This window comes from Veillonella parvula, from assembly GCF_002005185.1.
GTDB classification, from domain to species: Bacteria; Bacillota; Negativicutes; order Veillonellales; family Veillonellaceae; genus Veillonella; species Veillonella parvula_M.
Window position 1 is genome coordinate 653,378 of sequence record NZ_CP019721.1, and the last position, 13,994, is coordinate 667,371.

The 13,994-nt window shown below is 41.6% G+C and carries 4 protein-coding genes; all 4 read left to right on the plus strand.

Annotated features, from left to right (window positions below; all coding sequences use genetic code 11):
* Positions 1 to 353: 353 nt before the first annotated feature.
* The 4 genes from B1A77_RS03050 (at position 354) to B1A77_RS03065 (ending at position 13,724) form a co-directional block, all read left to right on the plus strand.
* A complete protein-coding gene (locus tag B1A77_RS03050; protein WP_038125593.1) occupies positions 354 to 1,397 on the plus strand; it encodes an inverse autotransporter beta domain-containing protein in 1,044 nt (347 codons plus the stop codon).
* A 262-nt stretch (positions 1,398 to 1,659) separates the two neighbouring features.
* Positions 1,660 to 4,068, plus strand: a complete 2,409-nt coding sequence (locus tag B1A77_RS03055) for a YadA C-terminal domain-containing protein (protein ID WP_077707886.1) — start codon at positions 1,660 to 1,662, stop codon at positions 4,066 to 4,068.
* Between the two features lie 515 nt (positions 4,069 to 4,583).
* Positions 4,584 to 13,004 carry a YadA-like family protein gene (locus tag B1A77_RS03060; RefSeq protein WP_077707887.1) on the plus strand — a complete coding sequence of 2,807 codons (8,421 nt, stop codon included), beginning with the start codon at positions 4,584 to 4,586 and terminating at the stop codon, positions 13,002 to 13,004.
* Positions 13,005 to 13,079: 75 nt separating this feature from the next.
* Positions 13,080 to 13,724 carry a hypothetical protein gene (locus tag B1A77_RS03065; RefSeq protein ID WP_077707888.1) on the plus strand — a complete coding sequence of 215 codons (645 nt, stop codon included), beginning with the start codon at positions 13,080 to 13,082 and terminating at the stop codon, positions 13,722 to 13,724.
* Positions 13,725 to 13,994 lie beyond the last annotated feature (270 nt).

Sequence of the window (13,994 nt, forward strand, 5' to 3'; positions counted from 1 at the left end):
ACATGGCTACTATAATACCAAAAAGGTATATTGTAAATAGAATATTCATATAAATTCAATAAATATACAATATATTCTATAGGTATTTATAGTTAATAAGAAACCTTTGACACATATTTATAAAATTTAAATATTTATTTATTCTATAAATTGTATTCTAGCATTTTATATGTATAAATTGCATTCTATATGCATTGACAAGCCTCTATATATTTATATAAAATAGAAATAATTTCATGTTTTGTTCATGATAAAATCATGAGTCATCGGCGTGTGTAATGACGTATTAAGTACATAATTAAATAAATAATTATGTGCGTAATGAAAAGTGTGTTTGTACGTAAGAGTGTGTAATGAAATATATAATCGTGTTGATGAGTGCCCTTTATATGTTTGTCATGCCTGTATCGGGGGAGCAGGTAAGTAAAGCAGAGCAGCCTATACAGGGGACTAGGGTAAAACAAGTTCATAGTGAAAGTACGGTCGCCTTATCTGACGACTCAGATACATTCCATGTTAATTCGTCTCATACTCCAGATCATGTCATCGGTCAGGGCGGATTGGAGATGCCGGACTCCACAGATAAAAAGACGACTCGTTATTCCGATACGGATGCAGTCAACTCTGCGTTGCAGGCGGTGGTTATGACTGGTGTTCATTCCGCAATGCACGGATCGAAGGCAAAACCGTGGATGCAGAGAACCGTCGTGTCATTGCGCTTTCAGAAAAACTGGAAGCCCTTGTACGGTGTGGAAACATTGCAACCACTAGGTTACTATGATGAGACATCTCGTCATGTGTGGTTTACACAGGAGAGGTTGGCGAATGCAGCGGATACAGGAACGACGGCGAATGTGGGTATCGGCTATCGCCGAATCGCAGCGAACGATGACCATTATTACGGTGGTAATCTGTTTTATGACCATCGGTTCAGAGGTAATCACAGTCGCATGAGTGTCGGGCTGGAGTATGTATCGGGTATCGGTGCATTTCGCATGAACTGGTATCGCGGTGTGTCCAGCGAGCGTTCCCTTGACGGTGCGACACGCTTGGAGAGCGTGTCTAACGGATATACTGCGGAATATGGGACTAGCTTTAAGAATGCCCGTTGGGCGCGCGTGTACATGGAAGCCTATCGTTGGCAGTTGCGGCGTAGTGAGGATAAGCATGGCTTGCGTATCGGTACGGAGTTGCAGCTCACGCCGAGGATTTCCGTGGACATGGGCTATAATAAGCCCGAGCATGAGCATGGCAGTCCGTACGGAAAAATCATGTTCCGTCTAGCCGGGGTTGATACGGCATGGTTTGGTGGTAACCATCGATCGGATGCAAAAGCATCGGTTCGTGCGAATATGCTAGAAAATGTGCGCCGCCAACATACGGTGCACGTTGATTGATAGATTGATATATATATATTTATTATTTTGATAAAAGTAGCATAAGAATCCATATTTATTTTTTAGATAAAAGCAACATAGGGAGCTGTTTTATCATATCAGATGATTGTCATCTGATATGAAAAGACAGTTCCTTTTTTTATACATTAATTCATAAAAATTTATTTTGTTTACAAAATAGAAAAAGAGTGGCACAATATTCATGAAAATATAATGAAGAATAAGTTACACGTGGAATTCATTAGGGATTGGAGAGGATAAAATGAGCAAGCGTAAACTTATATTATCGGTGTTGATTAATGGTGTGTTGTTATCGAGCCTATATGTGGCCGGAGCGGTGGATGTGGCACCGGGTAGCGGTAACGGTGTAGCCATCGGTACGGGTAGCAATGCACCAAAGGCGGAAAACGTAGCCATTGGTAAAGGGGCTACTATAGAGTATTCGGGTGGTGTCGGACAGCCGTCCACAGGTGATATTGTAATTGGTGGAAAGGCACATATTAATAATTATATTGATCAAGGTGGCGGCATTGCCATAGGTGCGAATTCATTCGTCGAAAATATGGTAGGCGGAATGGAAAGAGCGTTTGATTTTAATCAGGCTGGATACAAAAATCTTTTTGGTATACCTTTCGGGCTCCCAAAAAATCCTGAAAAGATGGTAACCGGAATGGCTATTGGTCAAAACACCTATGCTCGTTCTGGCAGTATTATGTTGGGGACCCATAATTATAAAGGAAAATTAGGTGATGTGGATGTAGATAGTTCTAATACCAAAAATAATAATGGACATTTATTTTCCACAACTATAGGAGCGAATAGTTATTCTAATGGTTTGTTTTCTTCTATTGTAGGGGCTTATTCGATTGCCTCTTCAGGTTATCCTACCACTACCGCTGATGCCACTAAGAATTTTGGTGCTACTATTACAGGGTCTTTAAATAGTATTGAATCGGCAAGTGCTAGCTCTCAATACTCTGGGGTTGCAAATAGTATCGTAGGCACTGCCAATCGAACCTTTAACTCCAATGGATCTCTCGTTTTTGGTGCTGGGAATGAAATAACGAATTCTGTAGCCGATATTTCAGCGCCAAGTTCGGGAGGTAATTCCGCTAAAGAACTAGCTGAGAAATTACGTTCTGCTGTCAAAAATTCTAATGGTGGCGGTTCTACTATGGCATTTGGTAGCGGTAATAAGGCGGATTATACACTTCGCTCCGCACTTATGGGTGTCAATAATACATTGACTGGCTCTAAAGGCAATGAAAGTACGAATACCATGTTGACGGGCTTTCACAATACGGCGGATAAGGTGTTTAATACGACCGTAATAGGGTCTGAAAATACGGTGACTAATTCTAAGAATAGTCTTGTAATGGGGGATAATCGTGAGGTGAAAGATGCGAATCATGCAGTTCTCATTGGTTCCACAGACAGCAAGACTACGACATCTGTTAATAATGCGGTCGCTGTCGGACATAATACGAATGTAACCGTAGAGGGTGGCGTTGCATTGGGCAGTGAATCGAAGTCTACTGTAGCGGCTGGCGCCGTTGGGTATGATCCGAGTACAAAGGCACAGTCTACGAATACAGATTCTACGTGGAAGGCGACTAAATCGGCCATATCTGTCGGTGATGCGGATAACAATATTACGCGTCAGATTACATCCGTAGCAGCCGGCACAAAGGATACGGATGCGGTGAATGTGGCACAGCTCAAAAAGTTGCAAAATCAAGTGAATGCGAACGGTTCCACTACCGTCAGTGCAGGTAAGCATATTAATGTGACAACTACGACGAACGGAACTACTAAGGATTATAAGGTAAGCCTATCTGACGATATAACGAATCAGATTACAAATAACACAACAAATATTAACAATATACAAGGTGATGTGACCAATATTAAAAAGAATGTAACCAATATTCAAGGTGACATTACTAATATCAAGCAGGATGTAACCAATATGGGGAGGAATGTAGCTCGTCTCGATAAAAAGGTTAACAAATCTGTGGCTGGAGCGGCTGCACTTGCCGCCTTGCATCCGTTGGATTTCGATCCTGATGCAAAATGGGACTTTGCTGCTGGTTATGGCCACTACCATGATGGCAACGCCGCTGCATTGGGGGCTTTTTACAGACCGAATGAGGACTTGCAGTTTAGTGTAGGATCTACTGTTGGTAATGGCGAAACTGTTGTAAATGCAGGTATGTCTGTGAAAGTAGGTGCTCACAGTAATGTATCTCGTTCTCGTGTAGCTATCGGTAAGGAAGTTTTGGAACTTAAGAAAACTGTAGCGGTACAAAATGCGCAGATTCAAAAGTTGACTGCTCTTTTGAATGGCTTGGCTGGAACGAATATGAAAGCAGACCGTAGCACATTATTCCCTGATGTGCCGAATAATCACTGGGCATATGCGGCGGTTAGTGATCTATCTCGACGTGGTCTTGTGGAAGGCTATCCTGATGGTACATTCGGAGGAGACCGTATGTTGACCCGTTATGAATTTGCTCAAATTGTGTACCGAGCTATTCAAAACGGCGTTGCTGTCGATGATCGACTCGTATCTGAATTTAGTCCTGAAATGGCACTATTCCGTGTGGATACTATTGCCAAGAACCATGAGGGACAACCAACTATTGAACGTGTAAGGGTCAATAAAAAATAGAATACTTATATATATGATTTATATTGTGAAAGCCGAGGCTCTAGGGCCTCGGCTTTTTCGCGTACCTGTAGGTGATAATTTTTCTGTATATAAAATTATCTTATCTATGAAAGTACTAAATTGAAACGTCTAAAAATATGAAATTGATTACGCAATTACAACAATCGTTATATCTCGATATGTGGATTTATCGCAATAAATGATAGGAAAGATGAAGACTCTATTTCTTAAAATTAAAAAGTATTAAATTAGAAATAAATAAACGAAAAAAATGAAGAAAAGATGAAAAAGTTATTTACAAGATAGAAATTTTTTGATATTGTATTGCCGTGGATGAGTATATGATGAAGAATCATGAATAATTATAGTATTCAGATCGTAATTTGGAATACTAATATTTGGTGTAAGAAGTGTAGATGATAATTAATCTTTATACTTCTTCTTTTTATTATCTTTGCAATATTATGCAACACAAGTGGTGTGTTTTACTGAGTTTTCGGTAAGAAAGGATAATTATGAATCGAATTTATAATGTTATTTGGAGTAAGACAAAAAAATGCTACGTAGTAGTATCTGAAATTGTAAAAACAGGTGGCGGTAAGGTAAAATCCGTACAAAACGGTACAACCTGGGCACGCATGAGTGCGATTATGGCGGTGGCTGCATTATTGATGGGTGGTAATATTACTACGGTTAATGCTGCTACATATACTGCTATGACGATTAATGATGTAAATGGCGCTGGTTATGCTACTGGTAATGTAGTTTATAGTGAAGGTAGTTATTTATACAATTATCAAAACCCTGGGAACCTGACACCATTTGATAACAGTCATTTGTACAATGGTACAGATAGAGGTAACTATACAGAAAATAGTTTTGCTGGCATTGCTATCGGTAAAAATACAAATATTCAGGAAGCTGGTAATCCAACTTATTATTCCGGTTTAGCTATCGGTAACTATGCTCAGGCCACAGGTGGTATTTCTTTTGCTTTAGGTCATTATGCTCAGGCTTTATCACCATCTGCTATGGCTCTTGGTACAGCTACAAAGGCGAGCGGATTTAACTCCTTGGCTATGATGCGTCAATCTGCCGCAGAAGGTGAGTTCTCCACAGCATTGGGTACTGCATCCTGGGCAAAGGGTAATGGTAGTTTTGCCATGGGTTACTCCGCTACAGCAAAAGCGGATCAATCTATCGCAATTGGTGCGGCAGAAACTATAAAATTACCTGGTCAACAACATGGTACTCCAAGTGCTAAATATAATGGCGATGGTAATACCGTAACAGAAGGGGCTCGTTCTCTTGCTTTCGGTACAAAAGCTCGTACTGCAGTTGGTGCAGATGATTCTATGGCATTCGGTTCTTCATCCAGTACTGGTGGCGCTAATGCGGTAGCTATGGGTTATAGTGCTAATGCTAGTGCAGAGAATGCCTTTGCTATCGGTAATACGGCGCAATCATCCGCACAAAATGCGGTAGCGATGGGTAAAAGTGCCAATGCAAGTGGTGTAAGCAGCTTTGCCATGGGTAGTAGCTCTAATGCTGCTGGTGCTGATGCTATCGCTATGGGTAGTTCTTCCCAAGCTAAATTATCGAACTCTATCGCATTAGGTGGTAATGCAAAATCCTTGGGTGCTGATGCGCTTGCACTTGGCGGTGCGGCTAATGCCTCTAAAGATGGTGCCATTGCAATCGGTAAAGAAGCGAAAGCAAACAATACTAATACGACAGCTATCGGTCTTGGTGCTACTGTTACAGGTACTAACTCCATGGCTATCGGTACAAATGCCGTTGCAGAATCCAATAATTCCTTGGCATTGGGTACTGGTACGGAAGTAAGAGGTGCCTTGGTTAATGGTTACTCTGCTTTCACTAACCAACAAAATAACAATATTGCAAACGGTGTAGTTGCAGTAGGTAACGTAGGTTCTGAACGCCGTATCATCAACGTGGCAGGTGGTGAAAACGATACTGACGCAACAAATGTTAAACAATTAAAATTTGTAAACAGTAACTTGGCAAAATCCATCGCAGGTCCTACTTATACGGGCTATGAAGCGAATGGTTCTACATATAAAGCGCCTGATTTCAATATCAAGAACAGCACATACCATACGGTAAAAGAGGCTGTTGAAGCGGCGCAAACGAATTTCTTCAGTGCTAAAGGCACATCTGCTGATGCGAACTACGATAACACAGGTGCTACAGGCAATAATGCGACAGCAGCCGGTGTACGTACTTCTGCAGCAGGTAACTTCGCTACAGCTGTCGGTGCTGATGCGACTGCAGCTAATGCGAACAGTACTGCTATCGGTTATAAAGCAAAATCCAGCGTAGATGACGGCGTTGCATTGGGTGCGAATTCCGTTGCTTCCGTTGCGGCCGGTAAAGCAGGTTATAATGTTAAAACTGCAGACAGCCGTACAAACGGATATAGCGGATTGACAGGCGCTGCGTTGACATCCACTATGGGTGCGGTGTCCGTAGGTGACGGCGGTACGAAAACTCGTCAAATCACAAACGTGGCTGCAGGTACTGCGGATACTGATGCTGTTAATGTGGCACAATTGCGCAATGTTAACTTGAAAGTAGCCGGCAACAGCGGTAACAATGACGTTTTATTGGACAACCAAACATTGACTGTAAAAGGCGATGGTTCTTATGTTACGACATCTGTTAACAACCAAACAATCGATGTGGCGTTGACTGATGCTACTAAGAATAAAATCGACAATGCGGCAAATAAAGACTTGTCCAATATTACTGACAATGGTAAATCCGTTATTCGTGATGAAGCGCAAAAAGCAGTAAAAGTTGTTGCTGGTAAAAATACAACGATTACAGAAGGTACTGACGGTACATATAAAACATATAAAGTTGACGTAGACGCTCCAGATTACCAATTGACTGAAAACAGCAGTGCTGCTGATAAAGCATACACTGTATCTGGCAATAAAGTTGACTTAACTGTACAAGATGCTAAAAACCCTGCGAATAAGAAAACTGTAACTATCAAGGATATCGCATCTAAAACAGAACTTGATGATACAAAAACAGAGCTTATTAATAAAGGTTTGAAATTCGATGCGGATAATGGCGGCGAAAAAACAAATAAATTAGGCTCCAAGGTAACAGTAGCTGGTGATGGTACTAACATCAACACTACAATTACACAAACTGGCGACGATACAACGATTAAGGTTGCATTGGGTCAAGATATCAATGTTAATACGGTAACTGCTACAAGAACTGTAAAAGCTGGTACTGCTACTATGGGTACCCAATCTGTAACAGATAACAAAAGTGCTGCTCAGAACGGTAACTTTGTATCCGGTTTGGACAATAAAAATTGGACATTAACTGATCCTGCCTATGTATCTGGCCGTGCGGCAACAGAAGATCAACTTAAGATTGTTAGTGATGCTGTGAAAGCGGCTAACGCAAGTGCTTCTGATTATCGTTTAATCGCTAATCCGAACAATGCGGCAGATGGTTCTTATAAGGTTGATAACAATAAAGTTGATTTACAAGTGAAGGACGATAAATCCGGTACAGTTAATACTGTGACAATTAAGGATATTGCGTCTAAAACAGAACTTGATAAAGTAAAAGATCGTTCTGTGAAATACGATGGTAACACAGGTCATGACACAGTAACATTAGAAGGTGCTAACGGTACAAAAATTACTAACTTGAAAGATGGTAACGTAGCGGCTGGTTCTAAAGATGCTGTAAACGGCGGTCAATTACATCAAGTTAAGCAGGATCTTGGTGACCAAATCACAAATACTAAAAATGATTTAAACAATAAGATTGATACAACTAAACAAGATCTTATTGATAAAGGTCTTAAATTCGACGCTAATACAGGCGGCGAAAAAACAAATAAATTGGGCTCCAAAGTAGCAGTTAAAGGGGATAACTCCAACATCATTACGGAAATCTCTCAAGACGGTAACGGCGACAGCACAATTGATGTGAAACTTGGCAAAGACCTCAAAGTTGAAACGATTACTGCTACTGGTGCAAACGGTAAAGACGGTAAAATCGGTATCAACGGTAAAGACGGTGTAACGACTAACATTTCCGTTAGCCGTGATGGTCAACCTGGGGTTGACGGTGCAACAGGTACAACTACAACTCGTATCGTGTACCAAAAACCTGATGGCTCTAACGAAGAAGTGGCAACCTTGAACGACGGCCTTAAATTCAAAGGTGACATGGGTGCTACATCTAATGTAAAACTTAACAAACAAGTGGACATCAATGGTGGTGTAACAAGTGCTTCCGATCTTGCTACAGGCAATAATATTGGTGTTACTTCTGCGGCTGTTGGCGCTGATGGCAATGCAAAATTACAATTGCAATTGGCGAAAAACTTGACAGGCTTGCAATCCGTAACGGCATCCGACACTGTGAAAGCAGGTACTGCGACTGTAGGTAATCATACGGTAGCGGATAAAAAAGGTGGCAACCAAACTGGTAACTTTGTAACAGGTTTAGATAATAGAACTTGGGACATTTCAGATCCTACGTATGTAGAGGGACGCGCAGCGACAGAAGACCAACTTAAGAAGGTTAGCGATGCTTTGAAAGCGTCTAATGCAAGTGCTACAGATTACCGCTTAATTGCTAATCCGAACAACGCGGCAGACGGTTCCTATAAAGTTGAAAACAATCAAGTTGACTTGAAGGTAAAAGACGAAAAATCCAGTGATGTTAAAACTGTAACGATTAAGGATATTGCGTCCAAAACTGAACTTGATAAAGTAAAAGATCGTTCCGTGAAATATGACGGTGAAACTGATAAAGATACGGTAACTTTGGAAGGTCCTAACGGTACAAAAATTACTAACTTGAAAGATGGTAACGTAGCGGCTGGCTCCAAAGATGCTGTAAACGGCGGTCAATTACATCAAGTTAAACAAGACCTTGGCGATCAAATTACGAATACCAAGAATGACTTGATTAACACAGGTCTCAAATTCGATGCCAATGTAGGTGGCATACAAACTAACAAATTAGGATCTACTGTTACAATTCAAGGTGAAGGCACTGCAGCTGACGCTGATTACAGTGGTGAAAACCTTAAAACTTTTATCAAACAAGATGCGGCGACAGGCAATACGACTATCGACGTGAAGATGAATAAAAACCTTAAAGCTGAATCTGTGAAGGTTGGCAAAAATGGTAAGGATGGCGTATCTATTACAGGTCCTGACACAGCGAACGGTACAGATGGCAAGGTAGCTGTTACTGACAAAAATGGTAAAGAAGCAGTTTCTATTTCCGGTAAGGATGGCGTAGGCCACATCGGCTTGACAGGCCCTGCCGGAACAAACGGCGTGAACGGTACTAATGGTATCGACTTGTCCGTAAAACCTGGTTATGATGATCCTGCTACTGGCGTTAAAGGCGAAAAAGGTGTAGACGGTACAAACGGTCTTACACGTATCGTTTACAAAGACGGCAACGGCGAACACCAAGTTGCGACTATGGAGGACGGTTTACAATTCACTGGTAACAATTCTGGTACTGTGAATAAACAAAAATTGAATTCCTTGGTGAAAGTACAAGGTGAAGGCGTAACTGAAGCTGAATCTGCAGCGTTCAAGAGCGCAGCCGGCAATATCAACGTAAAAGCTGATGGCACTAACAAATTGGAACTTCAATTGGCGAAAGACCTTAAAAATCTTGATTCCGTAACGGCTGCTAAGACTGTGAAAGCAGGCGGTGCTACTATGGGTAGTCAAACTGTTAACAACGCGGCCGGCGACAGCGAAACAGGCAACTATGTAACAGGTCTTGATAATAAAGATTGGGATGCAGATAAGATTGTATCCGGTCGTGCGGCAACAGAAGATCAGTTGAAAAAAGCGTTGGATGCTCAAAGTGCTAACTCCACTGATTATCGTTTGATCAAAAATCAAGCGGCAGGCTCTAATGGAGACTACACTGTGGATGCGAACGGCGATGTAGCGTTGACTGTACAAGATAAGAATCATCCAGATAAAACAGAAACCGTTACAATCAAAGACGTTGCTTCTAAATCCAAACTTGATAAATTGAATGATCGCGCTGTTAAGTATGATTTGGACCCTGCTGGCAATCTTGACAAATCCAAGGTAACTTACGAAGGCCCTACATACAATAACAAACAAGGTGGGACTCACGTAACGAATGTAGCATATGCTACAGGCAACGATGGCAGCGAAGCGGTTAATGTGGACTACTTGAATGACAAAATCAAGGATAGTGCGGACGCATTGACTAATAAAGGTTTGAAATTCAATGCTAATGTAGGCGGCGAACAAACTAATAAACTTGGTTCTACTATCACTGTTCAAGGTGAAGGTAAAGCTGATGATGCTGACTACAGCGGTGAAAATATTAAAACTTTCATCAACCAAGACAATAAAGGTAACACGACTATCGACGTGAAGATGAATAAAAACCTTAAGGCTGAATCCGTGAAGGTTGGCAAAGATGGTAAGGATGGCGTGTCCATTACAGGTCCTGACGCAGCGAACGGTACAGACGGCAAGGTAGCTGTGACTGGTAAGGACGGCAAAGAAGCTGTATCTATTTCTGGTAAAGACGGCGTAGGTCACATCGGACTCAACGGTAAAGACGGCCGTAGCGCTGATATTTCTGTTGAAAAAGGTGATCCGGACCTCAACGGTAACGAAATCACTCGTATTAAATACACTGATGAAAATGGTAAGACACATCAAGTGGCAACCAAGGATGATGGTATGGCATACGGTGGTGACTCCGGTAATGTGATTAAGAAAAAACTTAATGAACAATTGGACATTAAGGGCGGCGTAACAAACGAAGCTGATTTGACTGAAAACAATATTGGCGTTATCAGCAAAAATAATATCCTCAATGTTCGTTTGGCAAAAGACCTTAAAGACTTGAACTCCATTACTTTCAACAACGGAGCTAACGGTGCAAACGGTAAAACCGTTGTAAACGGCGCAGGCATGACTATTAATGATGCAGCCGGTAATCCGTTGACAGCTGTTACAAAAGACGGCGTGAAAATTACCGATGGTCCATCCATGACGAAGGACGGCATCGATGCAGCAGGCAAGAAGGTTACTAACGTAGCTGACGGTACGGTTGCAAAAGATAGCAAAGACGCTGTAAACGGTGGCCAATTGCATGATGCTGTTGAAAGCCTTAAAACTAAAGGCTTTGGCCTTGAAGCGGAAGACGGTCAATCCGTGAAGAAAGCTCTTGGTGAAACTGTTAAGGTTAAAGGTGATGACAAAAATATCAAAACATCCGTAGACGACGGTGCTGTTAAGGTAGAATTGAAAAAAGACATCACTGTAGACACTGTAACAACAGGCGATACTAAGATGGATACAAACGGCGTTACTATCAAGGATGGCGCTAATGAAGCAACTAAGTTGACGAAAGACGGCTTGCAAATCAATGATGGTGGCAACAAAGCTGTTACTGTCAATAAAGACGGTTTGACTATCGAAAACGGTCCTAAGGTAACAAAAGACGGTATCGATGCGGCTGATAAGAAGATCACTAATGTAGCTGACGGTACTATTGGCGCTGGTAGCAAGGACGCTGTAAACGGCGGTCAATTGCATACAGCTATTGAAGACATCAAATCCACAGGCTTCGGTCTTAAAGCGGAAGACGGTCAATCCGTGAAGAAACCTCTTGGCGAGACAATCGACCTAAAAGGTGACGGCAACATCAAAACTTCCGTGGACAACGGCGCTATCAAGATGGCATTAAATGATAAGATCACTCTTGGTCAAGATCCAGCAAAACAAGTTAACATCGATGGTTCTGCAGGTACAATTACAGCTGGCAATGGCGGTAATCAAGTTAAGATTGACGGCAATGATGGTTCTGTAACGGCAAATACTGTGAAAGCCGGCGATGTAGTTGTAGGCAAGCAAACTTCCGACGGTAAAGAAGGAAACTTCGTAACAGGTTTGGATAACAAAACTTGGAATCCTGAAAACCCTGTAGCAGTTCCTGGTCGTGCGGCAACAGAAGATCAATTGAAAGCTGTTAATGACGACTTCAATAACAAAGCAAGAACAGGCCGTGTATTCCAAGGTGACCAACCTGGCGATAGCGGTAAAGTGGTTCGTGGTTTGGGAGATACTATGAACCTTACTGGTGGTGCTGATGTGAATCGTTTGGTGGACAACAATATCGGTGTTGTGAAAAACGCTGCTGGTGATGGCTATAACATCAAGTTGGCGAAAGACTTGAAAGGTCTTGAGTCCGTAACTACTACAGATGCTGCTGGTAATACGACTGTTATGAACGGTGGCGGCGTGACAATTACGCCTGCTCAAGGTAATGCTGTAAGCCTTACTAAAGACGGCCTTAACAATGGTGGTAATAGAATTACTAATGTAGGCCCTGGTGTGGACGGCACTGATGCGGTTAACGTAAACCAATTGAGCAGTGCTATGCGTAGTGTGGATGGTAAGATTGCTGATGTAGGTGCTACTAGTGCAGCTATTTCCGGCCTCAAACCTTTACAATATGATCCATTGGAACCAACTCAAGTATTGGCTGCTGTAGGCCACTACAAAGGCAGCACAGCTGCTGCTGTAGGCGTAGCACATTATACTAATGAATCCACAATGTTCCATATGGGCGTATCTCTTGGCGGTCATGACAACATGATTAATGCAGGTGTATCCTACAAATTTGGTACATCCGATGCTAAGAAAGCAGTTCCAGCTCGCTATAAAGCAGGCCCTATCAGCTCTGCATATGTATTACAAGATGAAGTGACTGCATTGAAAGCTGAAAATGAACGCATGAAACAACATGATTTAGAGTTAACTGCTAAATACGATCAAGTACAACGCGATAATGAAGAAATGAAAGCTCAAATCGCATTGTTGATGCAACAAGTAGGACTTTCCAAATAAAAAGAATTCTTAGTCTTGTTATGTAAGGAATATGAAAGCCGCCCCTTCTGGGGCGGCTCATCATAAGGAGGAAGTATGAAATTCAAAACATTTATGCCTGTATTGGCACTTGCTTGTGTGTGCGCGGTAGGCCAAGCGGATGCGGCTCAAGACCGATTGATGATGCCAGAACAACCGGCTGAACCATTGAATGTGCTTGAAACAGAAGTGGCACTTTCCGTGCCTAGCGAAGAAGTTCGCGACGTAGTGAATGCTTTCACACAATTCCAATTGGACCAAAAGGGCAAGCGTATCATGGATGATTCCCGCGTTATGACCGGTCAAGAACGGTACCGTAACAATGTGTTGTACTACATGAATGTTCGTCGTAGCTGGTATATCGTGAGCCATCGTTATAAAAACGATAGCTATGGGCGTTTGGCATTAGATCGTTTGTACAACGATTACAAACAGTTCTTCACAGAACATGCAACTGTATCTGAAGACGCTAAATTGGACTATGCGCAACAAATCATCGATATCTTGGATCGCAATACAGCCAATGTACATGATGATGAATTGCGTTTCTACATGAACGAAATGGTTATCTTCAGCTTGAACGAAGCCATGAAAGACGGTAATAATCGCGTGAAACCTGTGGATGAAAAAATGGGTCCTACGGTGGATGAACTTCCTACAGTAGACCTTCGCAAAGCGATTAATGCACCTACAATTCAATAAAATTTAGACTATATCATATGATGAAAGCCGAGGCACAAACTGCCTCGGCTTTTTTATACATAGACTAAATCTTTCATATGTGAATATGTAAATTTAATTCCATAAATATATAGAAAAGATGAAGAATTTCTATCTTATTTTTTAAATCTATTAAATAAACTATAAAAATGAATGAAACATGAAAAAGTTGTTTACAATATTGAATATTTTTGATATAGTAGTCGCTAGAGTGAGTATCTTATAGGAAAAGATATACGTAATAGTACTTAA

What these genes read in the sequence shown, in the direction of transcription:
- B1A77_RS03050 (WP_038125593.1), top strand. Translation starts at nt 354, where the DNA reads ATGAAATATATAATCGTGTTGATGAGTGCCCTTTATATGTTTGTCATG.
- B1A77_RS03055 (WP_077707886.1), top strand. Translation starts at nt 1,660, where the DNA reads ATGAGCAAGCGTAAACTTATATTATCGGTGTTGATTAATGGTGTGTTG.
- B1A77_RS03060 (WP_077707887.1), top strand. Translation starts at nt 4,584, where the DNA reads ATGAATCGAATTTATAATGTTATTTGGAGTAAGACAAAAAAATGCTAC.
- B1A77_RS03065 (WP_077707888.1), top strand. Translation starts at nt 13,080, where the DNA reads ATGAAATTCAAAACATTTATGCCTGTATTGGCACTTGCTTGTGTGTGC.